Source organism: Microvirga sp. 17 mud 1-3 (assembly GCF_003151255.1).
Lineage (GTDB): Bacteria > Pseudomonadota > Alphaproteobacteria > Rhizobiales > Beijerinckiaceae > Microvirga.
Window position 1 is genome coordinate 3,143,117 of record NZ_CP029481.1, and the last position, 24,415, is coordinate 3,167,531.

The 24,415-nt window shown below is 66.0% G+C and carries 27 protein-coding genes; 19 read left to right on the forward strand and 8 right to left on the reverse strand.

Annotated elements, in window-relative coordinates; translation table 11 throughout:
- Positions 1 to 2 precede the first annotated feature (2 nt).
- From C4E04_RS21115 to C4E04_RS14855, 8 genes are all read left to right on the forward strand, one after another.
- Complete coding sequence (locus tag C4E04_RS21115; protein ID WP_174219278.1) at positions 3 to 161, forward strand: hypothetical protein; 159 nt, start codon at positions 3 to 5, stop codon at positions 159 to 161.
- Positions 162 to 176: 15 nt separating this feature from the next.
- Complete coding sequence (locus C4E04_RS14825) at positions 177 to 770, forward strand: cytochrome c oxidase assembly protein (RefSeq protein WP_109598504.1); 594 nt, start codon at positions 177 to 179, stop codon at positions 768 to 770.
- Between the two features lie 66 nt (positions 771 to 836).
- Positions 837 to 1,697 carry a cytochrome c oxidase subunit 3 gene (locus C4E04_RS14830; protein WP_109598506.1) on the forward strand — a complete coding sequence of 287 codons (861 nt, stop codon included), beginning with the start codon at positions 837 to 839 and terminating at the stop codon, positions 1,695 to 1,697.
- 120 nt (positions 1,698 to 1,817) lie between these two features.
- Positions 1,818 to 2,189, forward strand: a complete 372-nt coding sequence (locus C4E04_RS14835; protein WP_109598509.1) for a DUF983 domain-containing protein — start codon at positions 1,818 to 1,820, stop codon at positions 2,187 to 2,189.
- The gene (locus C4E04_RS14840; RefSeq protein WP_109598511.1) at positions 2,186 to 2,959 is read left to right on the forward strand and encodes an SURF1 family protein; all 774 of its coding nucleotides are present in this window, start codon (positions 2,186 to 2,188) and stop codon (positions 2,957 to 2,959) included. Before C4E04_RS14835 ends, C4E04_RS14840 begins: the two co-directional genes overlap by 4 nt.
- Positions 2,960 to 3,071: 112 nt before the next feature.
- Entirely contained in the window at positions 3,072 to 4,487 is a 1,416-nt protein-coding gene (gene thrC / locus C4E04_RS14845; protein WP_109598513.1) for a threonine synthase, read from the forward strand.
- Entirely contained in the window at positions 4,484 to 5,767 is a 1,284-nt protein-coding gene (locus C4E04_RS14850; RefSeq protein ID WP_109598515.1) for a pitrilysin family protein, read from the forward strand. Before thrC ends, C4E04_RS14850 begins: the two co-directional genes overlap by 4 nt.
- Before the next feature lie 244 nt (positions 5,768 to 6,011).
- The gene (locus C4E04_RS14855; RefSeq protein ID WP_109601168.1) at positions 6,012 to 8,846 is read left to right on the forward strand and encodes an EAL domain-containing protein; all 2,835 of its coding nucleotides are present in this window, start codon (positions 6,012 to 6,014) and stop codon (positions 8,844 to 8,846) included.
- Positions 8,847 to 8,860: 14 nt separating this feature from the next.
- Here C4E04_RS14855 and C4E04_RS14860 read toward each other — a convergent pair whose 3' ends face one another.
- The gene (locus C4E04_RS14860; RefSeq protein ID WP_245416113.1) at positions 8,861 to 9,472 is read right to left on the reverse strand and encodes a YqgE/AlgH family protein; all 612 of its coding nucleotides are present in this window, start codon (positions 9,470 to 9,472) and stop codon (positions 8,861 to 8,863) included.
- A gap of 98 nt (positions 9,473 to 9,570) precedes the next feature.
- Here C4E04_RS14860 and C4E04_RS14865 point away from each other — a divergent pair, with 98 nt between their 5' ends.
- Both C4E04_RS14865 and C4E04_RS14870 read left to right on the forward strand, forming a co-directional pair.
- On the forward strand, positions 9,571 to 10,404 hold the full coding sequence (locus tag C4E04_RS14865; RefSeq protein WP_162559417.1) for a protein-disulfide reductase DsbD domain-containing protein: 834 nt from the start codon (positions 9,571 to 9,573) through the stop codon (positions 10,402 to 10,404).
- A gap of 78 nt (positions 10,405 to 10,482) precedes the next feature.
- On the forward strand, positions 10,483 to 10,965 hold the full coding sequence (locus C4E04_RS14870) for a peroxiredoxin (RefSeq protein WP_109598521.1): 483 nt from the start codon (positions 10,483 to 10,485) through the stop codon (positions 10,963 to 10,965).
- Between the two features lie 9 nt (positions 10,966 to 10,974).
- Here the strand turns inward: C4E04_RS14870 and rnhA are convergent, their stop codons facing one another.
- From rnhA to ispH, 3 genes are read right to left on the reverse strand one after another with little or no spacing between them, the layout of a single operon-like run.
- Positions 10,975 to 11,463 carry a ribonuclease HI gene (rnhA, locus tag C4E04_RS14875; protein WP_109598523.1) on the reverse strand — a complete coding sequence of 163 codons (489 nt, stop codon included), beginning with the start codon at positions 11,461 to 11,463 and terminating at the stop codon, positions 10,975 to 10,977.
- A complete protein-coding gene (locus C4E04_RS14880) occupies positions 11,460 to 12,425 on the reverse strand; it encodes a homoserine kinase (RefSeq protein WP_109598525.1) in 966 nt (321 codons plus the stop codon). The genes rnhA and C4E04_RS14880 overlap by 4 nt, the downstream gene beginning before the upstream one ends.
- 3 nt (positions 12,426 to 12,428) lie before the next feature.
- On the reverse strand, positions 12,429 to 13,388 hold the full coding sequence (gene ispH / locus C4E04_RS14885; protein ID WP_109598527.1) for a 4-hydroxy-3-methylbut-2-enyl diphosphate reductase: 960 nt from the start codon (positions 13,386 to 13,388) through the stop codon (positions 12,429 to 12,431).
- Between the two features lie 142 nt (positions 13,389 to 13,530).
- Here ispH and C4E04_RS14890 point away from each other — a divergent pair, with 142 nt between their 5' ends.
- From C4E04_RS14890 to C4E04_RS14900, 3 genes are read left to right on the forward strand one after another with little or no spacing between them, the layout of a single operon-like run.
- On the forward strand, positions 13,531 to 15,384 hold the full coding sequence (locus C4E04_RS14890; protein WP_109598529.1) for a monovalent cation:proton antiporter-2 (CPA2) family protein: 1,854 nt from the start codon (positions 13,531 to 13,533) through the stop codon (positions 15,382 to 15,384).
- Positions 15,384 to 16,763 carry an MATE family efflux transporter gene (locus tag C4E04_RS14895; RefSeq protein WP_109598531.1) on the forward strand — a complete coding sequence of 460 codons (1,380 nt, stop codon included), beginning with the start codon at positions 15,384 to 15,386 and terminating at the stop codon, positions 16,761 to 16,763. Before C4E04_RS14890 ends, C4E04_RS14895 begins: the two co-directional genes overlap by 1 nt.
- 40 nt (positions 16,764 to 16,803) lie before the next feature.
- Positions 16,804 to 17,502, forward strand: a complete 699-nt coding sequence (locus C4E04_RS14900) for a DUF937 domain-containing protein (protein WP_109598533.1) — start codon at positions 16,804 to 16,806, stop codon at positions 17,500 to 17,502.
- Positions 17,503 to 17,507: 5 nt separating this feature from the next.
- Here C4E04_RS14900 and C4E04_RS14905 read toward each other — a convergent pair whose 3' ends face one another.
- Entirely contained in the window at positions 17,508 to 17,834 is a 327-nt protein-coding gene (locus tag C4E04_RS14905) for a DUF1127 domain-containing protein (RefSeq protein ID WP_109598535.1), read from the reverse strand.
- 206 nt (positions 17,835 to 18,040) lie between these two features.
- Here C4E04_RS14905 and C4E04_RS14910 point away from each other — a divergent pair, with 206 nt between their 5' ends.
- On the forward strand, positions 18,041 to 18,970 hold the full coding sequence (locus tag C4E04_RS14910; RefSeq protein ID WP_174219279.1) for a LysR substrate-binding domain-containing protein: 930 nt from the start codon (positions 18,041 to 18,043) through the stop codon (positions 18,968 to 18,970).
- 21 nt (positions 18,971 to 18,991) lie between these two features.
- Here C4E04_RS14910 and C4E04_RS14915 read toward each other — a convergent pair whose 3' ends face one another.
- On the reverse strand, positions 18,992 to 19,936 hold the full coding sequence (locus tag C4E04_RS14915; protein WP_245416114.1) for a DMT family transporter: 945 nt from the start codon (positions 19,934 to 19,936) through the stop codon (positions 18,992 to 18,994).
- A 376-nt stretch (positions 19,937 to 20,312) separates the two neighbouring features.
- Here C4E04_RS14915 and C4E04_RS14920 point away from each other — a divergent pair, with 376 nt between their 5' ends.
- Together C4E04_RS14920 and C4E04_RS20950 are read left to right on the forward strand one after the other, a co-directional pair.
- On the forward strand, positions 20,313 to 20,813 hold the full coding sequence (locus C4E04_RS14920; RefSeq protein ID WP_109598539.1) for a hypothetical protein: 501 nt from the start codon (positions 20,313 to 20,315) through the stop codon (positions 20,811 to 20,813).
- Positions 20,810 to 20,968: a hypothetical protein gene (locus tag C4E04_RS20950; RefSeq protein ID WP_162559418.1), complete on the forward strand. Its 159-nt coding sequence runs from the start codon at positions 20,810 to 20,812 to the stop codon at positions 20,966 to 20,968. Before C4E04_RS14920 ends, C4E04_RS20950 begins: the two co-directional genes overlap by 4 nt.
- A 28-nt stretch (positions 20,969 to 20,996) precedes the next feature.
- On the opposite strand, the gene C4E04_RS14925 is transcribed toward C4E04_RS20950, so the two are convergent.
- Both C4E04_RS14925 and C4E04_RS14930 read right to left on the reverse strand, forming a co-directional pair.
- Positions 20,997 to 21,203: a hypothetical protein gene (locus tag C4E04_RS14925; protein ID WP_162559419.1), complete on the reverse strand. Its 207-nt coding sequence runs from the start codon at positions 21,201 to 21,203 to the stop codon at positions 20,997 to 20,999.
- Positions 21,204 to 21,301: 98 nt separating this feature from the next.
- On the reverse strand, positions 21,302 to 21,739 hold the full coding sequence (locus tag C4E04_RS14930) for an Lrp/AsnC family transcriptional regulator (RefSeq protein WP_109598543.1): 438 nt from the start codon (positions 21,737 to 21,739) through the stop codon (positions 21,302 to 21,304).
- A gap of 131 nt (positions 21,740 to 21,870) precedes the next feature.
- Between C4E04_RS14930 and rocF the strand changes: the two genes are divergently transcribed.
- The 3 genes from rocF to C4E04_RS14945 all read left to right on the forward strand — a co-directional run bounded on the left by rocF (position 21,871) and on the right by C4E04_RS14945 (position 24,400).
- Positions 21,871 to 22,800 carry an arginase gene (gene rocF / locus C4E04_RS14935; RefSeq protein WP_109598545.1) on the forward strand — a complete coding sequence of 310 codons (930 nt, stop codon included), beginning with the start codon at positions 21,871 to 21,873 and terminating at the stop codon, positions 22,798 to 22,800.
- Positions 22,801 to 22,803: 3 nt separating this feature from the next.
- A complete protein-coding gene (locus C4E04_RS14940; RefSeq protein WP_109598547.1) occupies positions 22,804 to 23,859 on the forward strand; it encodes an ornithine cyclodeaminase in 1,056 nt (351 codons plus the stop codon).
- A 79-nt stretch (positions 23,860 to 23,938) separates the two neighbouring features.
- Positions 23,939 to 24,400 (forward strand): GNAT family N-acetyltransferase, encoded by a 462-nt coding sequence (locus C4E04_RS14945; protein WP_109598549.1) that lies wholly within the window; start codon positions 23,939 to 23,941, stop codon positions 24,398 to 24,400.
- Positions 24,401 to 24,415: the final 15 nt, after the last annotated feature.

Here is a 24,415-nt window from a genome sequence, read left to right on the forward strand (position 1 = left end):
CCATGGCAGAGCTCCCTCCCCGCCGTCTGACACCGGAAGAGCTGAAGCGCCGTCGCAAGCGCTCGATCGCCATCGGCCTGGCGCTCGCGGCCTTCGTCCTGCTGGTCTACGTAGTCACCTTCGCCAAGCTCGGCGTCGGCGTCCTGCAGCGCCCCTTGTAAAGGGAGGAGGAAACGATGAGCGAAGCCCCCCATGTCCAGCGCAACATCCGCCGCACGCTCCTCACCTGCGTGGGCGCCGCGGTTGGCATGATCGGTCTGGCCTATGCCTCGGTGCCGCTCTACGACCTGTTCTGCAAGGCCACCGGCTATGATGGCACCCCGAGCGTGCGCACGGCGAACGATTCGACCGTCCTAGACCGTGAGATCTCCATCCGGTTCGATTCCAACGTCGCCCCGGGCCTGAACTGGCGCTTCTCGCCGGAGACCCCGGAAATCAAGGTGAAGCTCGGCGAGACTACCACGGTCCTCTACAAGGTCACCAATACGGGCAGCAAGCCGACGACGGGCATCGCCACCTACAACGTCCAGCCCGACCAGGCCGGCAGCTATTTCTCGAAGCTCGAATGCTTCTGCTTCACCGAGCAGACCCTGCAGCCGGGCGAGACCATGGAATCGGCCGTGGTCTTCTACGTCGATCCCCGTCTCGTGGAGGATTCCGACGTGAAGGACCTCAGCTCCCTGACCCTCTCCTACACCTACTTCCCGTCGAAGGCGGGCAAGCCGGTGGTGGAGGCCGCAACTTCATCCCAGAAACCCATCGTTCAATAACAGACGTGACAAGCTGGACGGAAACGTCTTAAAGCGAGACACTTTCGAGGCACGGAGACGATACGAATGGCCGAGGCCCACGCCAAACATCACGATTACCACCTTGTCGACCCGAGCCCGTGGCCGCTCATCGGCGCGTTCAGCGCCTTCGTGATGGCGTCCGGCTTCGTCACCTGGTGGAAGGACGTCCCGGTCGCCGGGATGCATATCGGCGCCTACATCTTCGGCGCCGGCATCATCGGCGTCATCTACACCATGATCAGCTGGTGGTCGGACGTGATCCGCGAGGCCAATGACGGCCATTCCCACACCCGGGTCGTCCAGCTCCATCACCGCTACGGCATGATGATGTTCATCGCCTCCGAGGTGATGTTCTTCGTCGCCTGGTTCTGGGCCTATTTCGACGTCGCCCTCTATCCCAACGAGGCGATCCAGTACGCCCGGACCGAGGCCCTCGGCGGCACCTGGCCCCCCAAGGGCATCGAGACCTTCGACCCCTGGCACCTGCCGCTCCTGAACACCCTCATCCTGCTGACGTCGGGCACCACCGTGACCTGGGCGCACCATGCGCTCCTGCAGAATGACCGTAAGGGCCTCAAGGCCGGTCTGTGGATGACTGTGATCCTCGGCCTGATCTTCAGCTGCGTTCAGGCCTACGAGTACAGCCACGCCACCTTCGGCTTCAAAGGCAACATCTACGGCGCCACCTTCTTCATGGCGACGGGCTTCCACGGCTTCCACGTGATCATCGGCACGATCTTCCTGGCCGTCTGCCTCCTGCGCACCTATCGCGGCGAGTTCACGCCCAAGCAGCATCTCGGCTTCGAGTTCGCGGCCTGGTACTGGCACTTCGTCGACGTGGTGTGGCTGTTCCTCTTCGCCTCCATCTACGTGTGGGGCTTCGGCGGCCACGTCGCCGGGCACTGACACCGCAGGCATCAGATCGATCCAACGGGGGCGGCGACAAGCCGCCCTTCGTTTTTGGCGCCCTCGCGCCTATGTGACAGGCCGTGCCTCCCTGTCGAAAGCACCTCCCGGAGACGCCCCGTGGCCCAGGACCCCGCCCTGCCGAACCCAGCCCTTACGGGCCTTGCCGGCCATTGCCCGCGCTGCGGCAAGGGGCATCTGTTCACGGGCTACCTGACCCTGCGTCCCTCCTGCGAGGTCTGCGGCCTGGACTATTCCTTCGCGGATACGGGCGACGGACCGGCCTTCTTCGTCATGTCCATCGTCGGAATCGTGGTCGTGGCCCTCGCTCTCTGGGTCGAGTTCGCCTTCGAGCCGCCGATCTGGCTCCATATCGTCATGTGGTTCAGCCTGTCCGTCATCCTCAGCATCGCCCTGGTCCGCCCCCTCAAGGGGCTGATGGTGGCGCTCCAGTATCACCACAAGGCCGGTGAAGGACGGTTCGGCAAGTGACCAAGGCGGCCTCCCCTGTCTCCTCCCCTGTCTCCTGGCGCGCGCTCTTGGCGCCGGGCCTTGCGACCCTCGTCGCCCTGGCGATCCTCCTCGGCCTGGGAACCTGGCAGCTCCAGCGCAAGGCCTGGAAGGAGGGGCTGATGGCCCAGATCCAGGCCCGCGCCTATGCGGCGGAGCCCGGCGCCATTGTGCCGGAGGCCGAATGGGGCCGCTGGCAACCCGCGGACGACGAGTTTCGCCGCGTCCGCATCACGGGCACCTTCCTCCAGGATTTCGAGACGCCGGTCTATGGCCTCGCGCCCGGAGCGCCGGGCCACTCGGCCATGCAGGGCTATTACCTGATGACGCCCCTGCGCCTGCAGGACGGCGCCATTGTCATGGTCAACCGGGGCATCGTGCCCATGGAGCTGAAGGACCCCGCCTCCCGCCCCGAGAGCTGGCCCACGGGAGAGACGACAATCACCGGCCTCGTCCGCGCGCCTGAAGAACGCAACATGTTCACGCCCGCCGACGACCCGGCGCGCAAGTCATGGTTCACGCGCGATCCCCAGGCCATCGCGAAGGCCCATGGCCTCGAGCGGGTCGCGCCCTTCTACGTTGAGGCGGACGCGACGCCCAATCCGGGCGGCTGGCCGAAGGGCGGGCAGACGCGCCTCGAACTGCCCAACAATCACCTGCAATACGCGGTCACCTGGTACGGACTTGCCCTTACGCTCGTGGGCGTCTTCACGGCCTTCGTCTGGCGGAGGCTTCATCCATCCGAAGCCTGATGCCCTCACGGGTGGAGGGATGCGCGAACCGCCTCCGGCTGCAGGGTCGGTTATGGCTTGTCCTGGCCGGCTACGGCTCCTAATGTCCGCCCACCTTTCAGGAGATTGACCTGTGCTTCACGTCTCGACCCGGGGCGAGGCCCCCGCGCTCGGATTCGCCGATGCCCTGCTGGCTGGTCTTGCCCGCGACGGCGGCCTCTACGTGCCGGAAAACTGGCCCGGCCTGACGCGCGACACGATCCGGGGCTTTGCCGGGAAGCCCTATGCGGCCGTGGCCAAGGCGGTGCTGGGGCCCCTCGTGGACGGTGAGATCGCCGAGAGCGCCCTCGGAGCCATGATCGAGGAGGCCTACGCCACCTTCCGCCATGCGGCCGTGTGCCCGCTGACCCAACTCGGCGACAATCTCTTCGTGCTGGAGCTGTTCCACGGGCCGACACTGGCCTTCAAGGACGTGGCCATGCAGCTCCTCGGCCGCCTGATGGATCATGTCCTGAAGGAAAGGGGCGCGCGCGCCACCATCGTGGGCGCAACCTCCGGGGACACGGGCAGCGCCGCCGTCGAGGCCTTCAAGGGCCTCGATAGGGTCGACGTCTTCATCCTCTACCCCCATGGCCGCGTCTCGAACGTGCAGCGTCGGCAGATGACGAGCGTCGACTCGCCTAACGTTCACGCCCTCGCGGTGGAAGGCACCTTCGACGATTGCCAGGCCATGGTGAAGGGCATGTTCAACCATGCCCGCTTCCGGGACGAGCTTCAGCTCTCCGGGGTCAACTCCATCAATTGGGCCCGCGTGGCTGCCCAGGCGGTCTATTACTTCACCTCCGCGGTGGCGCTCGGCTCCCCGCACCGCCCGGTCTCCTTCTCGGTGCCGACGGGCAATTTCGGCGATATCCTCGCCGGCTGGGCCGCCAAGCGCATGGGCCTGCCGATCGAGCAGCTGATGATCGGCACCAACGCCAACGACATCCTGGCCCGCACGCTCCAGACGGGCACCTACGAGATCAGGACCGTCCAGCCCACCGCCTCCCCGTCCATGGACATCCAGATCTCGTCCAATTTCGAGCGCCTGCTGTTCGAGGCCTATGACCGCGACGGGGCGGCGATCCGCCGCCTGATGGCAGGGCTTGCCCAGTCGAGGGCCTTCACCCTCGACGAGGCGCCGCTCGCCCGTATCCGGCAGGAATTCGCCGCCGAGGCCGTCGGCGAGACCGATGTGGCGGCCGAAATGGCCGAGACCTACCGATCCACCGGCTATGTGCTCGATCCGCACACCGCCGTCGGTACCCGGGCCGGGCGTGCTCTGCTTAAGGAACGCCCTGACGTTCCGGTGATCGCGCTCTCGACCGCCCATCCGGCCAAGTTCCCGGACGCGGTCGAGAAGGCGACCGGGATCCGCCCTGCCCTTCCGCCCCATATGGCCGATCTCATGGAACGGCCGGAGCGCTTCACGGTGCTGCCCAACGACCAGGGCGCCGTCGAATGTTTCATCCGGGAGCGCGCCCGCGCGGTCCGAGGTGTGGCGGCATGAACCACCACTTCGTGCGCGAGAAACGGATCGACATCACCCGCCTCGCCAACGGCCTGACCGTGGCGACGGAGCAGATGCCCGAGATCGCCACGGCGACCCTGGGGGTGTGGATCGGGACCGGCTCCCGCCATGAAGCGCCCCAGGAGCATGGCCTCTCGCACCTGATCGAGCACATGGCGTTCAAGGGAACCGAGCGCCGCACCGCCCGGCAGATCGCCGAGGACATCGAGAATGTGGGTGGGGACATCAACGCGGCGACGAGCGTGGAATATACGAGCTACTCGGCCCGTGTTCTCGGCGAGAACGCGGACGTGGCCCTCGACGTGCTCGGCGACATCCTCACGGGCTCCCTGTTCGATCCGGTCGAGCTCGCCCGCGAGAAGAGCGTGATCCTCCAGGAATACGCGGCCGTCGAGGACACGCCGGACGACCTCGTCTACGACGCCTTCATGGAGACGGCCTTTCCGGGCCAGCCTATCGGCCGCCCGATCCTCGGCACGCCGGACACGGTCGGCAGCATCGACGGCGCGATGATTCACGCCTTCCTGGCGCGGGAATACATCCCGGCCAAGATGGTGGTCGCGGCCGCAGGCGACGTGGACCACGGGCAGATCGTGGCGCTGGCCGAGCGGTGCTTCGGCGCCCTGCCGTCCGTGCCCCAGCGTGAGCCGGAGCCCGGCCTTTACGGCGGCGGCGAGCGGCGGATCCAACGCAAGCTCGAACAGGCCAACATCGTCCTCGGGCTGCCGGGCCTGTCCTTCAAGGATCCGGGCTATTACGCGGCCCATCTTTTCGCCCATATCCTCGGCGGCGGCCTCACGTCCCGGCTGTGGCACGAGGTGCGCGAGACCCGGGGCCTCGCCTATTCGATCGAGGCCTTCCACTGGCCGTTCTCCGATTGCGGCCTCTTCGGGGTCGGCGCCGGGACGGCCGGCAAGGACGTAGCCGAGCTGATGGACGTGACCCTCGCATGCATGCGCAAGGCCACCGAGGATATCGGCGAGGTCGAGATGACCCGCGCCAAGGCCCAGATGAAGGTGGCCCTCCTGACCGCCCTGGAGACGCCGGGCGGGCGCCTCGAGCGGATCTCCCGCCAGCTCCTGTCCTGGGGCCGCATCATCCCGAGCGACGAGATCGTCCGGAAGGTGGATGCCCTGACGGTGGATCATGTCCGCGAGGCCGGCCGGAGCCTGCTCCGGGGCGCTCCGACCCTGACGGCGATCGGTCCCTTGAAGGGATTGCCTCCCCTTGCCGAGGTCGCCCAGGCCCTCCGTCCATAGGGTCGAAGCGCGAACTTTGTTGCAAATCCGGGCGCTTTTCCTCAATCCCGCCGCAAAGTCGCCCCATGGCCAAGGCTTAACTCCTCCAGGCCGTGAGTCTTGCGGACAAGTCGGGCCCATTCCCGACTTCGCCTTGCCCTCGCGCCCCCCGACCGATACCAATCCTTTCCACCTCGTAGCCGGACGGAAGACCGAAGCGTTGCGGATCGTTTCTTTCGCCATAACCGTCATCCTGACGGCCTTCATGTGCCTCGCGTGGCCCGCTTCGGGCCTGGCCGTCGAATCCGTCCGCGTGGACCCCAAGGTTCCGGCCATCGACCTCACACCCATGATCGAGCGCTACCGCTCGGACGGGGACGAGATCCGGATCTCTACCGCGCCAGGGCGGGACGGCATCGTCCGCCGCATCGCCGTGAAGGCCCGCGAGGCCGGCACGCGGCCGGACTGGATCGTCTTCGCGCTCACCAATGACAGCGACGAGCAGGTGGACCGCCTGCTGGTCGCGCCGCATTTCCGGCTGACCTCCTCGGGCGTGATCTGGCCTGACCTTGGGTCATCCCGCATCGCCGCCATCACGGCGAGCCAGGGCATCAGGCCCGAGCGGGACGACAGCGCGGATGCGGACATTTTCCTCGTCACCCTCGATCCCGGCACGACCGTCACCTTCGTGGCGGAGCTGCGCTCCAACAACCTGCCCCAGCTCCATCTGTGGGATGCGGATGCCTACAAGGAGCGGGTGAACGGCCTCACGCTCTACAAGGGCATCATCATCGGCATCGCGGGCCTGCTCGCCCTCTTCCTCACCATCGTGTTCGTCGTGAAGGGCGCGCTGATCTTCCCGGCCGCCGCCGCCCTCGCGTGGGCGGTTTTGGCCTATGCGTGCATCGATTTCGGCTTCTTCCAGCGCGTCTTCCCGATCACCGAGAAGGCCGAGCAGATCTATCGGGCCGGCGCCGAGGCGGTGCTTGCCGCGACCCTGCTGGTGTTCCTGTTCGCCTATCTCAACCTGAATCGCTGGCACGTGCGCTACAGCCACGTAACCGCCTTCTGGCTCGTCTTCCTGGGCGCCCTCATCGGCCTTGCGGTCATCGACCCGCCCGTGGCGTCCGGCGTCGCGCGCATCTCGATTGCGGCGGTGGCCGGCATCGGCTTCGTCCTGGTGATCCATCTCGCGACCCACGGCTACGACCGGGCCGTGATGCTCGTGCCGACCTGGCTCCTGCTCATCGCCTGGGTCACGGCCGCGAGCTTCACCGTGATGGGCCATCTGGTGTCCGACCTCGTGCCCCCGGCCCTGATCGGCGGTCTCGTGCTCATCGTCATGCTGATCGGCTTCACGGTGATGCAGCACGCCTTTGCGGGCGGTGCCTTCGCGCATGGCTTCGTCAACGACACGGAGCGGCGGGCGCTGGCCCTCGCGGGTGCCGGCGACATCGTGTTCGATTGGGACGTCGTGTCCGACAACATCTTCGTCAGCCCGGAGGTGGAGCATCAGCTCGGTCTCAAGCGCGGAGCCCTGGAAGGGCCCGCCTCCGCCTGGCTCAATCTGGTCCATCCCTTCGACAAGGACCGCTACCGCGCCGCCCTCGATGCGGTCATCGAGCAGCGCCGAGGCCGCCTGACCCAGGATTTCCGCCTCCGCGCCGCCTCGGGCGGGCACCACTGGTTCCGCCTCAAGGCCCGTCCGGTCATCGGCACCGACGGCGAGGTGATCCGGGTTGTCGGGACCCTGGCGGACGTCACGGATTCCAAGACCGCGGAGGAGCGCCTGCTCCACGACGCCGTGCACGACAACCTGACGAGCCTGCCAAACCGACAGCTCTTCTACGACCGGCTCGAAGCCGCCCTGATATTCGCGAGCCAGGACGATTCCTTACGTCCCACGGTCCTCGTGCTCGATATCGACAAGTTCAAGGGCACCAACGATTCGGTCGGCTATGCGGCCGGCGACTCGATCCTGCTCACCCTCTCGCGCCGCCTCGGCCGCCTGCTGCGGCCGCAGGATACCCTGGCGCGGATCTCGGGCGACGAGTTCGCCATTATCCTGCTCTCGGAGCGGGAGCCGGACCGGATCATCGCGTTCGCCGACATGGTCCGCCGCGCCGTCACGACCCCGGTCACCTATGCGGAGCGGGAGATCTTCCTCACGGCCTCCATCGGCCTTGCGCTCCACGATCCGCAGATCGCGACCCGCCGCGAGGAAGTCCTGCGCAACGCCGAAATCGCCATGGCCCATGCCAAGCGCCAGGGAGGCGACCGTATCGAGGTCTTCCGCCCGACCATGCGTTCGGACCGGAGCGACCGGTTCACCATGGAGGCGGATCTGCGTCGGGCGCTCGACCGCAACGAGATCAAGGTTCTGTTCAAGCCCATCGTGCGGCTGGAGGACCGGACCATCGCGGGCTTCGAATCGATGCTGCGCTGGGACCACCCCCGGCTCGGACGCATCGGCCCCGAGGACTTCATGTCCCTGGCCGAGGAGACGGGTCTCATCGTTACCCTCAGCTTCTACCTCCTGGAACAGACGGCGCGGGAACTCTCCGCCTGGCAGGAGGCGCTGGAGGTGGAGCCGCCGATCTTCGCGAGCGTCAACATGTCGAGCCACCACCTGCTGCGGCACGACCTGCTCCAGGACGTGAAGGCCGTGATCGCCCGCACGGGTGTCCTGCCGGGCTCGCTCAAGATCGAGATGACCGAGAGTCTGGTTATGGAGAACCCGGAATATTCCGCCCAGATGCTCACCCGCCTGCGGGATCTCGGCGCGGGACTGTCCCTCGACGATTTCGGAACGGGCTACTCGGCCCTGTCCTATCTCCTGCGTTTCCCGTTCGACACGATCAAGGTGGACGAATCCTTCGTGCGCCAGATGGCGGCCGGAAAGCCCGTCATCCTGCGCTCCATCATCAAGATGGCACACGAGCTCGGCATGGCGATCGTGGCGGAAGGCGCGGAATCGGAATCGGAGGCCATCGAGCTCTATCAACTCGGCTGCGAATACGCCCAGGGACCGGTCTTCGGTGAGCCTATGTCGATGCTCCAGGCGCGCCAGCTCGTGGGCGCCGCCACCGAGGCGGCCTAAGCTTCAGGACGTGATCAGGCGTGACCGGCCTGGATCGACAGCATTGCCGGATCGACCCCGATGCGGCGCAGGGCCATTTCGTAGCGCAGCTCCGCGGAGGCGTTGAAAATCAGCTCCGCATCGGCCGGGCAGTTGAGCCAGCCATTGGCCTGGATCTCCGTTTCGAGCTGACCCGCCTCCCAGCCCGCATAGCCCAGCGCCAGGATGGCATTCTCAGGTCCCTCGCCTTTGGCGATGGCCCGCAGAATATCGACAGTGGCGGTCAGGCAGACGCTCTCGTCGATGAGGAGGGTCGATTGGGCGATATGGTAATCGGCAGAGTGCAGGACGAAGCCCCGGCTTGTCTCCACAGGACCGCCCATGAGCACCTGCATCCGCCCCACGTTCTGAGGCAGGAGAATGCGTTCCAGCTCCGGGACGATCTCGAGCTGCACCAGGAGATCGGGCATGCTCACGTTCTGGGCAGGCCGGTTGAGGACGATGCCCATGGCGCCGTCATCCGAATGGGCGCAGATATAGATCACGGCCCGCGCGAAGCGCTCGTCCATCATTCCGGGCATGGCGACGAGGAGCTGGCCATCCAGGTAACGGGACTTCATATCGGTCGAAGGCGACAATAGACTCATTTCTCGCATCTGTGTTGCAGGCACTGCTCACGGGATCGTGGATGGCAGCGCCCGGAAGAAACCGCATAAGGGAAGCGCGTCAGGGAGGCGTCAGTTCCATGACATTTCGTTTAACTTCCGCATCTGCGGCCCTTTTGTTTATTCTAGCGCTCTTCCCGGGTCTTGGGCAGGCCCAGACGGCGACCTCTCCGTCCTGGGTACAGGGATTTCACTCCCGCGCGCGGCTCCTCTCGGGTGGACCCAGAGGAGACGCCTGGCTCGGCGGCGTCGAGATCGCTCTCGATCCAGGTTTCAAGACCTACTGGCGTACCCCCGGCGATTCCGGGCTGCCGCCCCGGTTCGACTGGTCCGCCTCCGACAATGTCGCCTCCGTCGATGTGAAATGGCCGCCGCCGTCCCGACAGGTGGATGCGGGCGGCACGGCCTATGTCTACCACGATGCCGTGGTCCTTCCGGCGCTCGTGAAGCCTGCCGACCCGGCGAAGCCCGTGACCCTTCGCCTGACCGTCGATTACGGAGTGTGCAAGGATATCTGCATTCCGGCCCACGCGGAGCTTACGGCCGCCCCGGAAGCGGATGCGGCTCAGCGCGCCGCGCTGGAGAAGGCCCTGGCGAGTCTTCCCCGTCCTCAGCCCCTCGGTGCTCCGGGCGATCTCTCCATCCTGTTCGTGGCGCCCTCCGGCAGCGACAGGCCGGGCCTCAAGGTGACGGTGCGCGCTGCCGAAGGCACCAAGCCCGCCCTCTTCGCCGAAGGACCGGAGAACTGGTATTTCTCGACCTCCGAGGCCGGTCCCGACGGGGCCTTCGCGGTCGTCGTCGAGGACAAGCCGAGGGATGCGTCCGGCCCCGTTCCGATCCTGCTCACCCTCGTGGCCGGCGAGCGCGCGGTGGAGACACAGGTGATGCTCGACGGGAGCGGACAGCCGCGCTAGAGCATCATGCAGGAAAACCTGTCTACCCCTCCTTCGCGAAGAGCGCGAAAGCACCAGCCCATTTCTGGAGAAACGCCTATGACCATTCAGGTTGGAGATCGCCTGCCGCAGGTGACGTTCCGCATCATGACGCCGGACGGCCCCGTGGCGAAGACCACCGACGACCTCTTCAAGGGGCGGACGGTGGTGCTCGTGGCCGTTCCGGGCGCCTTCACGCCCACCTGCCACCGCAACCACCTCCCGGGCTACGTGCAGAAGCTGGACGAGATCAAAGCCAAGGGCGTCGACGCGGTCCTCGTGACGGCCGTCAACGACGTGTTCGTGCTCGATGCCTGGTCGAAGGCGGCGGGCGCCGAGAACATCGAGTTCATCTCCGACGGCAATGGCGACTTCGCCAAGGCGCTTGGGCTCGCCATGGACGGCTCGGGCTTCGGCCTCGGAACACGCTCGCAGCGCTACGCGATGCTCGTGGAGGACGAGGTCGTGAAGGTGCTCAACGTGGAGGATGCTCCCTCCAAGGCCCAGATTTCCGGGGCCGAGAACCTCCTGAAGAGCCTCTGATCGAGCAGATCAGACGGATGCGGGCGGGGCCTTCGGTCCCGCTCGATTGCCGTTCCGTTTGAACGGCTGAAGCGCCGCGACGGCAAGTTGGTCCACCCGCACGTTGGTGGGATCGTCCGCGTGGCCCTTGACCCAGTGCCAGGCCACCTTGTGGCGGCCGGCCGCCTCGTCGAGCGCGCGCCACAGGTCTTCGTTCTTCACGGGCTTGTTGTCGGCCGTGCGCCAGCCGCGCCGCTTCCAGTTGTGCATCCAGGCCGTGATGCCCTGGCGCACATATTGGGAATCCGTGAACAGATCGACCGTGCAGGAGCGCTTGAGGGCGTTCAGGCCCTCGATGGCGGCCTGCAGCTCCATGCGGTTGTTGGTGGTCTGCGCTTCGCCGCCGGAAATCTCCTTCTCGACGCCGCGGAAGATCAGGATTGCGGCCCAGCCGCCCGGCCCCGGATTTCCGGAGCAGGCGCCGTCCGTGTAGATCGTAACGCGCTCGGGCTCGCTCATGCGGCGAGTCCCAGCTCGCGGGCGTGCCTCACATGGCGATGGAAGTTGAGCTTCCGGTCGTATTCAAGGGGGTCTTTCGGCTTCACCAGGGCGCCCGGCGGCACGTTGAGCCAGTCGACCAGACGGGTGAGCATGAAGCGCATGGCCGAGCCGCGGCACAGGACGGGAAGCGCCTCGACCTCCTCGGCCGCGAGCGGGCGGACCGACCGGTAGCCGGCAAGCAGCGCCCTGCCCTTCGTCAGGTTGAAGGAGCCATCCGCCTCGAAGCACCAGGCATTGAGGCAGATGGCGACGTCGTACGCGAAGGCATCCGTGCAGGCGAAGTAGAAGTCGATGAGACCCGACACCTCGGCGCCGATGAAGAACACGTTATCGGTGAACAGGTCCGCATGGATGATGCCGGACGGCAGGCCCGAGGGCCATTCGGCCGCAAGAGCTTCCAGCTCGCGCCTTGTCCGTTCCGCCAGCCTGGCCGAGACCGTATCGGCTTGCGTCTCGGCCTGGGCGAAGAGAGGCGGCCAGCCGTCGATGGAAAGGGCGTTCGGCCGAACCTGGCCGAAATCCTGGCCCGCCAGGTGAAGCCGCGCCAGGGCCGCGCCAAGGGCGCCGCAATGCTGCGCGGTCGGGCGGCGGACCGCGATACCGTCGAGGAAGGTACAGATCGCAGCCGGGCGCCCGGCAAGCCGGCCGAGAGCCTCTCCCTGGCTGTTATTGACCGGCAGGGGGCAGTTCAGGCCCTTGCGGGCCAAGTGCTGCATCAGGTCGATAAAGAAGGGCAGATCCTCCTGCCGGACCCGCTTTTCGTAGAGGGTCAGGATGTAGGAGCCGGCCGTGGTGTGGAGGAAGTAATTCGTATTCTCCACCCCCTCGGCGATGCCCTTGTAGGACAGCACCGTGCCGATATCGTAGGTGGCGAGGAAAGCTGCGAGCTCCTCGTCCTGGACTTCCGTGTAAACCGCCATGATCTATTCTGCCGCCTGTTCACGCAGCTCGCGGGGCAGCGGAAAGAACACGCTCTCGTCCGCCGTTGAAATGCTCTCGACCGAAACCTGATACCGCTCGGCGAAGGCGTCGATGATCTCCTCGACCAGCACCTCCGGAGCCGACGCGCCGGCCGTGATGCCGAGCCGCCGGATATTGCCGAAGAGGCTCCAGTCGATGTCCTCCGCCCGCAGGATCAGCCGCACGATCGGGCAGCCCTCCCGCTCGGCCACCTCGCGCAGGCGCTGAGAATTGGACGAATTGGGCGAGCCGACCACGATCATCGCGTCCACCAGGGGTGCCACCCGCTTGACCGCTCCCTGGCGGTTCGTCGTGGCGTAGCAGATGTCCTCCTTGTGCGGCCCCACGATGGTCGGGAAGCGCGCCCTCAGGGCATCCACCATCTCCTGGGTGTCGTCCACCGAGAGCGTAGTCTGGGTCACGAAGGCGAGGTTCGTCGCGTCGGCAGGCTCGAATCGGGCGATGTCCTCGACGGTCTCGACCAGGGTTGCGGCGCCTTCCGGCAGCTGCCCCATGGTGCCGATCACCTCCGGATGGCCGCGATGGCCGATCAGGATGATGTGACGGCCGCGCTTGAAATGGACCTGGGCCTCCCGGTGGACCTTCGTGACCAGCGGGCACGTGGCATCGATGGCGAAGAGCCGGCGGGCGGCGGCGGCCTCGGGCACCGATTTGGGCACCCCATGGGCCGAGAAGATCACGGGCGCATCCCCGTCGGGCACCTCGTCGAGCTCCCGCACGAACACCGCGCCTTTGCGCCTGAGGCTCTCGACCACGTATTTGTTGTGGACGATCTCGTGGCGCACATAGACCGGGGCGCCATGGGTCTCCAGGGCCTTCTCGACCGCGTCGATGGCACGAACGACCCCGGCGCAGAAGCCGCGTGGGGCACAAAGCAGGATGTCGAGAGGCGGGTTCGTCATGATGCGGCGATGTGGCGAGACAGGGCCCGCCCTGTCAAGCGGGAGCGACGCTTATTCGCGTGACGTGACCCCTGAAGAAAGTCTCGCGCTCGGGAGCAAGACCCCCTAGAAAGAAGCATTCTCTCACCAATTGCGATCACCGATGGCGGACACGGCCTCCCACGTCAGCTTCCTTCCCCCGATCCTGACCTTCTGCGGCGCGGCCGTGGTCGCGGTCCCGCTGTTCCGCCTCCTCGGCCTGAGCGCGGTGCTGGGCTATCTCGCGGCCGGAATCGTCATCGGCCCGTCGGGCCTCAGCCTCGTCGGGGAGCGCGAGACCATCGCGACGGTGGCCGAGCTCGGCGTCGTGCTGCTTCTCTTCATCATCGGGCTGGAGCTCAAGCTGAGCCATCTCTGGTCCATGAAGCGGGACATTTTCGGCCTGGGCATGGCCCAGCTCGTGCTCACGGCCCTGTGTCTCGGAGGCGGCGCCTACGCCTTCGGCTTCTCGTCCAAGGGCGCCTTCGTGACCGGGGTCGCGACGGCACTCTCGGCCACGGCCATCGCCCTGCAGATGCTGGGCGAGCGGAACGATCTCCAGACCCCTTACGGCCAGCGCTCCTTCGCGATCCTGCTGTTCCAGGACCTGTCGGTCGTGCCGCTCCTGGCGATCCTGCCCCTCCTGGCTTCCGGCCTCAACGCCATCGAGCAGAACTCCCTGTCCGACCGGCTGGTGACCGTCGGGACGACCCTCGGGGCTATCGGGCTTGTCGTGCTCGTCGGGCGCTACGGGCTCAATCCTTTCTTCCGCATCCTGGCGCGCAGCGGTGCACGGGAGGTGATGACCGCCTCCGCGCTCCTGGTCGTGCTGGGCGCGGCCCTGCTCATGGAGGAAGTCGGGCTCTCCATGGCCATGGGCGCCTTCCTGGCCGGCCTCCTGCTGGCGGAATCGAATTTCAGGCACCAGCTCGAGGCGGATATCGAGCCGTTTCGCGGCATGCTGCTCGGCCTGTTCTTCATGAGCGTCGGCATGTCCATCGACCTTGCCCTCGTGCACAGGCAATGGATGGCCCTGGCCATTGCGGCTCCGGCCGTGATCCTCGGCAAGACTCTGATCCTGACCCTGCTGTCCAGGATCTTCGGCGCCTCCTGGCACGACGGGCTGCGCTCCGCCATCCTCCTGAGCCCGGCCGGCGAGTTCGCCTTCGTCCTGCTTCCCTTCTCGTTGGGGCTCGGCCTTCTGACCCCTGCCGAAACCCAGCTCGTGACGGCGCTGGCGGCCATCACCATGCTCCTTGGCCCCATCGTTGCGACGGCGCTGGAAAGGCTCATCGGCGCGCGCAGCCGCGACGACGCCCATCCCGGATCCGCGGCCCTGCCGGGGCAGGAAGGCGAGCTGTCGAGCCGCGTGCTGGTGATCGGGTTCGGTCGCTTCGGCCAGATCGTCAATCAAGTCCTGCTCGCCCAGGGCATCGAGGCGACGGTCATCGACAAGGACGTGGAGCGTATCCGGGACGCGGCCCGCTTCGGCCTCAAGGTCTTTTACGGCGACGGCACCCGCCTCGACGTGCTGCGCGCCGCAGGGGCCGAGAAAGCCGAGGTCGTCTGCATCTGCACGGACCATCCGGACGTCACCCGGAAGATCGTCGAGATCGTCCACCAGGACTTCCAGAACGCCCGCAGCTTCGTGCGGGCTTACGACCGCATCCATGCCATCGATCTCATGGGCATGAACGTGGACTACCAGATCCGGGAATGCTTCGAATCGGCGATCGTCTTCGGGCGCACGACCCTGGAGGAGCTGGGCTTCGACCCCGAGACGGCAGCGGAGAGCGCCGACGAGATCCGCAAGCGCGACATCGCCCGGCTTGTGCTGCAGAAGTCGGTCGGCGACATGGGCGGCGCCGAACTTGTGGTGGGCGCGAAGATCACGCCCGAACCCCTTCTGAAGCCCTCCGGCAAGGCCCGCGGCCTCAGCCCAGAGACCCGAGACATCCTCAACGAAGGAATTTTCTGATGGACGCGCCTCGCGTCGAGACACCGCGTCCGGCGGAAGCGGCGGTGCCGCGCTTCGTGGCGGGCTCCACCATGCGCCACGTGCTGGTCATGACCGGAACGGGCGCGGCCGGCCTGATCGCCATCTTCATCGTCGATTTCATCTCGCTGCTCTACATCTCCTGGCTCAACGACCCGAGCCTTACCGCAGGCGTGGGCCTCGCCACCGTAGTGATGTTCTTCACGGTCTCGATCAATGTGGGCCTGATGATCCCCATCGGCGCCCTCGTATCGCGCGCCCTCGGCGCACGCGATCCGGCCCGTGCCCGCCGCTGGGCCACATCGGGGTCCGCGCTCATGGTCCTCGTGGCGAGCCTCGTCAGCCTTGCGATGCTGGCCGTGCTGCCCTGGATGCTGGAGGCCATGGGCGCGTCCGGCCGGACCTTCCAGGTCGCCCACGACTTCCTGTGGATCGCGCTCCCGACCAACGGCGTGATGGCTCTCGGCATGGGCCTGTCCAATGTGCTGCGCGCCGCCGGAGACGCCAAGCGCAGCATGTACGCGACCCTCTCGGTCGCGGCCGTCACGGTCCTTTTCGATCCGCTCTTCATTTTCGGCCTTGGACTTGGGTCGAACGGCGCGGCCCTGACCATCGACCTGGCGCGCTTCGCCTATGTCTATGTGAGCTTCCGTTATGTGATGCGCCACCACGACCTCCTGTCCTGGCCGCGCCTCGACCATGTGCTCACGGATTCCCGCTCGTTCTTCGCCATCGCGGTCCCGGCGATCCTGACCAACATTGCGGCGCCGGTCTCCAATGCGTTCTTCACGAGCATCATGTCCCGCTTCGGGGACCAGGCCATCGCGGCGTCCGCGATCATCGACCGGGTGACGCCGGTCGCCTTCGGCGGCCTCTTCGCGCTTGCGGGCGCCATCGGTCCGGTCATGGGGCAGAACTGGGGCGCACGGCAATATGGCCGGGTCAGGCAGGTCCTGAAGGACGCGCTCACGTTCATGGTGATCTATGTGGGCAGCGTCTGGCTGCTCCTCTATCTCGTCCGGGTACCGCTGACCCTGCTCTTCAATGCGCCGCCCCTGACGGCCGACGTCGTCCAGTTCTTCTGCCAGTACAGCGGCCTGATCTGGTTCTTCGTGGGCCTCGTCTTCGTCGCCAACGCGTCCTTCAACAATCTCGGCTTCCCGCTGCTGTCGACGTTCTTCAACTGGGGTCGGGCGACCCTGGGCATGATCCCCTTCGCGTATGTGGGCGCCGAGATGGGCGGGCCGAAGGGTGCTCTTTTGGGGATCGGCGCCGGTTCCGTCGCATTCGGCATCGGGGCGATCATCACTGCGTTCTGGACAATTCGGCGCTTGGAGCGTCAAGCTACGGTGCCCCTGTAGACCGTAGTCCCAGCGGGCCTTTCGCGGAAAGGAGCCTGCGATGCTCAACTGGTTCGATCTGATGCGGCAGGCCCAGGAGAACCCCGGCTTCGACCTCCTGACCCGCCAGTTCCGCCTTTCGGATGATCAGGCCACGAAGGCCCTGGCGGCCTTCCTGCCGGCCTTCGCGATGGGCATGCAGCATCTCATGCTCACGGCGCCGTCGAATCCGTTCCTCCAGAGCCTGGCCGGGACCGCCTCCGCCAATCCCTGGCAGGCCATGGGCCAAGCCTTCTCGCCCCAGGCTCCGCAGAACGGCAAGCTGGTGATCGACAGCATCTTTGCTACCGATGAGGCGAGCCGGCGCGTTGCCCAGCAGGTCGCCGATTTCACGGGCCTCAATATCGACCTCATGCGGCAGATTCTGCCGCTGATGGCCGGCCTCCTTGCCGGGACCCTGCACGGGATGATGACGAGCCAGGAGCGCATGGCCGAGATTCTCTCGCCGCCTGCGAAAAAACCCCGGAAGGTTGCACCCGCCGAACCATGGGCCGAGCTCTGGACGGGATGGATGCAGGCTTTCCAGCCGAACGGGGGAGAGGCCGGGACACGCAAGCCCTCGCCGTCGTCGCCGAAAGAGGATGCGCTTCCACCCTGGCAGGGCGTGATGCAGCAGGGACACGAGATGCAGATGCAGTATCTCGCGTCCCTCCAGTCGATTCTGGACGAGGCCTGGAAGCCGCGTGGCTCAGGGCGCTAACGCCCCTAGGCTTGGGCGCCCGAGAACCGCGGCTTCACCATGGGAACGGCAGGCCGAGCCTTTGCGGGGACGGCCTTTTCGCCGCGCGAATGCTGCCCGACGGATCGAACCAAGACCCAGGACGGATCATGGAAAAGGGACTCGGAGAGAGCGCCTTCCACATCGCCCCGAACGAGGCCGATATCCTTGAGCATGCGGTCGTCGAACTCGGCCAGGTGCCTGATCTCATGGCGATGTTGCAGAGCCCTGGCGAAGTTGGCGACGGAACGGACGAACACTCCCAGAAACGTCGCTCCGGGGAGACTCGTGACGGAGGTGGCGGACCGGTTCATGACGGAATCCTTCGCGTTCGGATTTCAGCGGGACAGGCGGGCACGGAGGCGCGCTCCCACAGGGACTTCAGGGCATTTCCAGAAGGACGACAGGGCGTGCCTTCAAGGCAAAATTCATCGATAAGCCATTGATGAGAAATGGCTTTCCGAGATCGTGCGCATCATTGATACGCCAGTCCTATCATCACTTGAAGCGATTGTTTGAGATGTGTATCATCAGCAATCGTGATGAACGGAGAATCCCCGTGCACCTTCTGGATATCGATCAGCTGCGGACTTTCGTCGCCATTGCGGATACGGGCTCCTTCACCCGCGCGGCCGATGTAGTTCACAAGACGCAGAGCGCTGTTTCCATGCAGATGAAGCGCCTGGAAGACCGGATCGGTCGTCCGGTCTTCGAGCGTGACGGGCGTCTCTCGAAGCTCACCGAGGAAGGCGAGCGGCTGTTGGATTACGCCCGCCGCATCGTGCGCCTGAACGCCGAATGCATGGCCTCTTTCAACGACAACGAGCTGGTCGGCCGGGTCCGTCTCGGCCTGCCGGACGATTATGCGGATCGCTACCTGCCCGAGATCCTGGCGCGCTTCTCCCGCTCCAACCCGAAGGCCGAGGTGACGGTGATGTGCGAGCCGACACACAACCTCATCGAGCGGGTGCAGCACGGGGATCTGGATCTCGCGATCATCACCCATGTGGACCGTCGCGGCCCGTCCGAGATCGTGCGCATCGAGCAGCTGCTCTGGGTCACGTCCGGCCGCCATGCAGTGCATGAGGAGAAGCCGATCCCGCTGGCGCTCGGACGTCCGAACTGCGACTGGCGCCACTCGGCCACGGAAGCGCTGGAAGGCGCCGACCGTGCCTTCCGCATCGCCTATGTGAGCTGGCATTCGACCGCGGTGGGTGCCGCGGTCCTGGCCGGGCTTGCGGTCTCGGTGCTGCCGGAGAGCGCGGTGCGGCCCGGCATGCGCATTCTTGGCCCATCCGACGGCTTCCCTGCCCTGCCCTCGTGCAAGATCGGCCTGATCCGCGCCCGTGGCGGCGAGAATCCGCTGGCGGACGCGCTCGGCTTCCACATCAAGCAGTCCCTCGACAATTTGGGCTCGACCCGCCCGCTTTTGGCTCCGGCGGCCGAATAGGCCGGCGGACCGGCCTTTTCGTCAGGTCCGGGCCGCGGGACGGCGCAGCACCAGCACGTTCCCGGCCAGCGCCAGGACCACCCCGATGGCTGCGAGGGGCGTCCAGACATAGCCCTCGACCAGGGTCGAGACCGCGAGCGCAATGATCGGGAACAGCACGGTTGCATAGCCGGCGCGGGCAGCGCCGAGCCGCCGCAGGAGCGTGAGATAGGACGCGAAGGCGAGCACCGACGCACCGACCGCGAGATAGACCAGCGCGCCGAGATAGGTCACCGTCGGCTCGACGATGAAGGCATTGCCGCGAACGAGGTTCAGCACGAGGAGCACGACCACTCCGTAGGTCATGGCCCAGGCGTTGGCGGAAATCAGCGGGATGCCGCGGCGCTGCACCACGGTCGAGATCATGTTGCCCGAGCAGAAGAACAGGGTGCCGAGCACGCACAGGCCGAGCCCTTTCAGGGCTGCAAGGTTGAAGCCCGCTCCGGTGATTTCCGGCCAGAACAGCAGCACGATCCCGGCGGCCCCGAGGCATCCGCCCAGGGCGACCCTGGCGTCCACCTTCTGGCGGAAAATCACGAAGCCGAGAACGAGATTGAAGATCGACGCCAGGGAGAACACCACGGAGAGAAGCCCCGAAGGCACCGTGAGGCCGCCGTAATAGAAACAGATGAAGTTGAACGAGAACAGGCACACGCCCACGGCCATGAAGCGCAGGTGGTCGGCCAGCGAGAAGCGCAGGCGCATTCCGGCCACGAGGGCCCAGCCCCAGGTGCAGAGCGCCGCCAGGACGAAGCGCCACAGGACCGACATTTCCGGCGCCACCACCCCGAGCTGGGCATGGATGCCGATCCAGCTCACACCCCACAGGAGGACGGTCGCCACATAGAGTCCCAGGGTGCTGCCTTCGAGCCGGGCCGGCTCTGCCTCTGAGACGGCCCCGGCCCGGGGCATGGTGGCTTGCGACATGGTCATCGTTTCCCGCGAAAGGTGACTCGATTACGCCGCCGGACCCATCAAGGCAAATGATGAAATATGATCAATTCCGCCTGAAGCGGTGATGAAACATTCCTGAGCAGCATCGGCGAACCACGGAATGCGCAAGTATACAAATTCCGAAAGGGAATATCAGGCGAATAAAGAAATCACCGGCACCACTCATAAGTCTTCGGGGTTCTTCACTGCGAAAAGCGCGATCAACGCAATATCGCCCACAGAAAAACTATGGGTCCTAACTCGCCTTTCCGACAGAACTGCACAATACTCTCGCCGGAATGGGAGGGTTGAAATCATGAAGGCCGGACTGTGCTTGGAAATACCTCTGCGGCATCCTTCGGGGCGGCGGATGAGCCGCACCTCGGCCTGGGCTACGGCCTTTACGATACTGGGCCTCCTGACCGCGCCGGCCGCGTTCTCGCAGGAGGCTCCGACTCAGCAGGCGAAACCACATAAAGCGGACGCACAGAACACCGCTTCCTCGCGCATCGTGGTCGTCGAGTGGCGGATCAAGAAGGGGCGCGAGCAGGACTTCCTCGATTACTGGTCGACCAAGGCGACAGTTGCGGACCGGACAGGCCTCGTGGGCGAATTCCTGAGCCGGGTGGAGGACCGCAACCAGTTTCCCTGGATGGTGTGGGATCTCGATTCTAACTGGACCACGTTCCTGAATGTGGGCTTCTGGCGCACCGGCTCCGATTTCCATGAGCAGATCGGCCGGTTCATCGACAACGCGAAGCCGCCCCTCGACTTCGAGGCGCAGAAGCGCAGGCGCGTGCTCATAGCGCCCGAGCGCTGGCGCGTCGGCGAGACGCCGTTCCCGGTTTCCGACGCCGCAGGCGTGAAATGAGCGAGCCCCATCCCGAGCGGGAGACGCGGCACGCCGCGCGCCAGCGCTCGAGGCCGGGGCAGCCTCTCCGGCTCCGTCATATCCTCCTGGCGATCCTGCTGGCGGCCTTGATCGTTCTCCCGGTCTGGGGCGTGACCTGGTGGCTTCTTCCCTGATGCCGGGAAGGTTGCAGGTTTTCGGGCGTTAATCGCCGCAGGCCGCGTGCGACCGGGATCGGGACGGGAGCGCCTGAGCAGCCACCGTAAGACGACGCTGCTGCGCCATGCGCCGGCGCACCGACACGGCAAGGGAGCGGACCTGCCGCTCGCATGTTCCGTCCCGCGCCATGAGCTGGCGCACGATGGGATCCGAGAGCAGTTCCTTCAGGCTTGGCTCGCGTCGTTCCGGCATCGAAACCTCCGTCTCGTTCCTCATACCAGGATGCCTAGGCGATTCCTGTGACGGGGGTATGGCGGACGGACGCCCAGGAGGCCGTGCTGCGTCGCACTCTACAGCCGCGCCCGGGTACTGCGTGGAGTGGCGAGCAGAAGGTTGGTCTCGGACGCGATCACGCCGGGGATGAGGCGGATGCGCCGCAGCACCGCATCGAAATCGGTCAGGTTCGCGGCGCCGAGCTCCACCACCAGGTCCCACTTGCCGTTGGTGGTGTGGATGGCGCCAACCTCCGGAAAGCCCCCAAGAGCATCCACGACCCGATCGGCCGCGCGTCCCTCCACCTCGATGAGCATAATGCCACGCACGGGCAGCGACACTGCATCCGCCCGTAGGATCACTGTGTAGCCCACGATGTCGCCCGAGCGTTCGAGCCGTTCCATGCGCGCCCGCACGGTCGCCCGTGAGACGCCGAGCTCCAGGGCAAGATCGGACACGCTGCGCCGTCCGTTATGGCGTAGGAGCGTGATGAGGCGCTGGTCGAGTTCGTTCATGGTCCGCCGTTTTGGAAAGCCAATCTGCTCATTTTGAGCAACCACCTCGACATATTTGTCAATCTTTATCGTTCGTTTCGCCAAGCACCTTCGCTAGCTTGGCGAAACCATCACAGAGACGGAGACACCGAATGACGCGCAGGCCATGCATCCTCCTGGGACTTCCGGTGCAGGAGGGCACCGGGCGCCTCGGCTGCGACATGGGCCCGAGCGCCTTCCGGACCGCCGGCCTCGCGGGCGCCCTGCGCGACCTTGGCTATACGGTCGAGGACAGGGGCAATCTCGGCCCGGCTCCGCGCCGCGAAATCACCCACGACAATGGGGCGATCAAGTTTCTGCCCGAAGTGGTCGCCTGGACGGAATCCATCGCTCAGGCGGCCTACGAAGCCGCGGGCGACGGAATGCCGATCTTCCTTGGAGGCGATCACAGCCTTTCGGCCGGCTCCATGACGGGCCTGAGCCGCCGGGCCGCCGAGGAGGACCGCCCGTTCTTCGTCCTGTGGCTCGACTCGCACCCGGACTTCCACACCCTCGAGACCACGCAGAGCGGCAATCTCCATGGGGTGCCGATGGCCTATGCCACGGGCCGGGGCGGCTTCGACGGCTATTTCCCGGCGCTCCATGCCCCCATTCGGCCCGAGAATGTGTGCATGATGGGCATCCGCAGCGTCGACCCGGCGGAGCGGGCGGCGCTGGCCACGACCGGCGTGACGATCCACGACATGCGCGCCATCGACGAGAACGGGGTCGCGCCCCTGCTCGAAGCCTTCCTCAAGCGCGTGGCCGCGGCCCGGGGCCGGCTGCATGTGAGCTTCGACGTGGACTTCCTCGATCCCGGCATCGCACCCGGCGTCGGTACCACGGTGCCGGGCGGCGCAACGTTCCGCGAGGCGCACCTGATCATGGAACTGCTCCACGACAGCGGCCTCGTCACGAGCCTCGACCTGGTCGAACTCAACCCGTTCCTCGACGAGCGCGGCCGCACGGCCCTGCTCATGGTGGATTTCGTCGCCAGTCTCATGGGCCGTCGCGTTCTCGACCGCCCGACCCGGAGTTTCTGAGCCATGACCGACAAGCTCAATATCGTCCCCTTCGTCAGCGTCGATCACATGATGAAGCTCGTCCTCGCCATCGGCGTGGAGCGCTTCCTCGTGGAGCTGGCGGAGGAAATCGAAGCGGATTTCCGCCGCTGGGAGCTGTTCGACAAGACCCCGCGCGTGGCCTCGCACAGCCGTGAAGGCGTGATCGAGCTCATGCCCACCAGCGACGGGGAGGTCTACGGCTTCAAATACGTCAACGGCCATCCCAAGAACACCCGCGAGGGCCGACAGACCGTCACGGCTTTCGGCGTGCTGGCCGACGTGGGGAATGGCTACCCGGTTCTCCTGACCGAGATGACGATCCTCACGGCCCTGCGCACGGCCGCGACGTCGGCCCTCGCCGCCAAGCACCTGGCCCCCCGGGGCGCACGGGCCATGGCGGTGATCGGCAACGGCGCACAATCGGAGTTCCAGGCGCTGGCCTTCAAGGCACTTGTCGGAATCGACCGGCTGCGCCTCTACGACATCGACCGGACGGCGAGCGTGCGCTGCGCCCGCAACCTGGCCGGTATGGGTCTGGACATCACTATCTGCAATTCCATCGAGGAGGCCATGGAGGGCGTGCAGATCGTCACCACGGTCACGGCCGACAAGCAGAATGCCACGATCCTTACCGACAACATGGTCGGCTCGGGCCTGCACATCAACGCGGTGGGCGGGGATTGCCCGGGCAAGACCGAACTCCACCCGGACATCCTGCGGCGCTCCGAGATCTTCGTGGAATACCCGCCGCAGACGCGCATCGAGGGCGAGATCCAGCAGCTTCCCGCCGACTACCCGGTCACCGAGCTGTGGCAGGTGATCGCCGGCAGCGTGCCCGGTCGCACCGATGCAGGGCAGATCACCCTCTTCGACTCCGTCGGCTTCGCCATCGAGGACTTCTCGGCCCTGCGCTACGTGAAGCGCCAGATCGAGCGCACGGGGCTCTACGAGGAGCTGGACCTGCTCGCCGATCCGGACGACCCGCGCGATCTCTTCGGCATGCTCCTGCGCGCCAAGGCTTCCGCCCCGGCGGCGTGAACCCGCGGGCTTTAAGGAAATCGAAGCATTGCCGGGTCACGCTCCGCCTCTCGGGTGACAAAGCCTTGCGGAGCGACACATGCGCGAGACCCTCTCGATCCGTCCCATCAGGCGGGAAGACCATGCCCAATGGCAGCCTTTGTGGGACGGATACAATGCCTTCTACGGGCGCTCCGGACCGACGGCCCTCGATCCTGCCGTCACGCGAATGACGTGGGAGAGGTTCTTCGATTCCTATGAGCCGGTCCATGCGATCGTCGCCGAAAGCGGAGATCGGCTCATCGGCCTCGCGCATTACCTCTTTCACCGCAGCACGACTGCGATTGCGCCGAGCTGCTACCTGCAGGATCTTTTCACCACCGAAGAAGCCCGTGGCAAGGGCGTCGGACGCGCGCTCATAGAGGGCGTCTACCGGCAGGCCGCTCTCGCCGGATCACCGCGGGTCTATTGGCAGACGCACGAGACCAATGCGACGGCCATGCAGCTCTACGACCGGGTGGCGGAGCGCTCGGGCTTCGTCGTCTATCGCAAGCTGTTCTGACTCGGATTGGGGAAA

Excerpts from the sequence above, each read along its gene's own strand:
- C4E04_RS14945 (WP_109598549.1), top strand. The coding sequence starts at position 23,939 with ATGCGCGAGACCCTCTCGATCCGTCCCATCAGGCGGGAAGACCATGCC.
- C4E04_RS14925 (WP_162559419.1), bottom strand. The coding sequence starts at position 21,203 with ATGCCGGAACGACGCGAGCCAAGCCTGAAGGAACTGCTCTCGGATCCC.
- C4E04_RS14920 (WP_109598539.1), top strand. The coding sequence starts at position 20,313 with ATGAGCCGCACCTCGGCCTGGGCTACGGCCTTTACGATACTGGGCCTC.
- C4E04_RS14870 (WP_109598521.1), top strand. The coding sequence starts at position 10,483 with ATGACCATTCAGGTTGGAGATCGCCTGCCGCAGGTGACGTTCCGCATC.
- C4E04_RS20950 (WP_162559418.1), top strand. The coding sequence starts at position 20,810 with ATGAGCGAGCCCCATCCCGAGCGGGAGACGCGGCACGCCGCGCGCCAG.
- C4E04_RS21115 (WP_174219278.1), top strand. The coding sequence starts at position 3 with ATGGCAGAGCTCCCTCCCCGCCGTCTGACACCGGAAGAGCTGAAGCGC.
- C4E04_RS14895 (WP_109598531.1), top strand. The coding sequence starts at position 15,384 with ATGGACGCGCCTCGCGTCGAGACACCGCGTCCGGCGGAAGCGGCGGTG.
- C4E04_RS14915 (WP_245416114.1), bottom strand. The coding sequence starts at position 19,936 with ATGTCGCAAGCCACCATGCCCCGGGCCGGGGCCGTCTCAGAGGCAGAG.
- C4E04_RS14905 (WP_109598535.1), bottom strand. The coding sequence starts at position 17,834 with ATGAACCGGTCCGCCACCTCCGTCACGAGTCTCCCCGGAGCGACGTTT.
- C4E04_RS14850 (WP_109598515.1), top strand. The coding sequence starts at position 4,484 with ATGAACCACCACTTCGTGCGCGAGAAACGGATCGACATCACCCGCCTC.
- C4E04_RS14865 (WP_162559417.1), top strand. The coding sequence starts at position 9,571 with ATGACATTTCGTTTAACTTCCGCATCTGCGGCCCTTTTGTTTATTCTA.
- C4E04_RS14860 (WP_245416113.1), bottom strand. The coding sequence starts at position 9,472 with ATGAGTCTATTGTCGCCTTCGACCGATATGAAGTCCCGTTACCTGGAT.
- ispH (WP_109598527.1), bottom strand. The coding sequence starts at position 13,388 with ATGACGAACCCGCCTCTCGACATCCTGCTTTGTGCCCCACGCGGCTTC.
- C4E04_RS14890 (WP_109598529.1), top strand. The coding sequence starts at position 13,531 with ATGGCGGACACGGCCTCCCACGTCAGCTTCCTTCCCCCGATCCTGACC.
- rnhA (WP_109598523.1), bottom strand. The coding sequence starts at position 11,463 with ATGAGCGAGCCCGAGCGCGTTACGATCTACACGGACGGCGCCTGCTCC.
- C4E04_RS14930 (WP_109598543.1), bottom strand. The coding sequence starts at position 21,739 with ATGAACGAACTCGACCAGCGCCTCATCACGCTCCTACGCCATAACGGA.
- C4E04_RS14940 (WP_109598547.1), top strand. The coding sequence starts at position 22,804 with ATGACCGACAAGCTCAATATCGTCCCCTTCGTCAGCGTCGATCACATG.
- rocF (WP_109598545.1), top strand. The coding sequence starts at position 21,871 with ATGACGCGCAGGCCATGCATCCTCCTGGGACTTCCGGTGCAGGAGGGC.
- C4E04_RS14830 (WP_109598506.1), top strand. The coding sequence starts at position 837 with ATGGCCGAGGCCCACGCCAAACATCACGATTACCACCTTGTCGACCCG.
- C4E04_RS14825 (WP_109598504.1), top strand. The coding sequence starts at position 177 with ATGAGCGAAGCCCCCCATGTCCAGCGCAACATCCGCCGCACGCTCCTC.
- C4E04_RS14910 (WP_174219279.1), top strand. The coding sequence starts at position 18,041 with ATGTGTATCATCAGCAATCGTGATGAACGGAGAATCCCCGTGCACCTT.
- C4E04_RS14880 (WP_109598525.1), bottom strand. The coding sequence starts at position 12,425 with ATGGCGGTTTACACGGAAGTCCAGGACGAGGAGCTCGCAGCTTTCCTC.
- C4E04_RS14900 (WP_109598533.1), top strand. The coding sequence starts at position 16,804 with ATGCTCAACTGGTTCGATCTGATGCGGCAGGCCCAGGAGAACCCCGGC.
- C4E04_RS14855 (WP_109601168.1), top strand. The coding sequence starts at position 6,012 with ATGTGCCTCGCGTGGCCCGCTTCGGGCCTGGCCGTCGAATCCGTCCGC.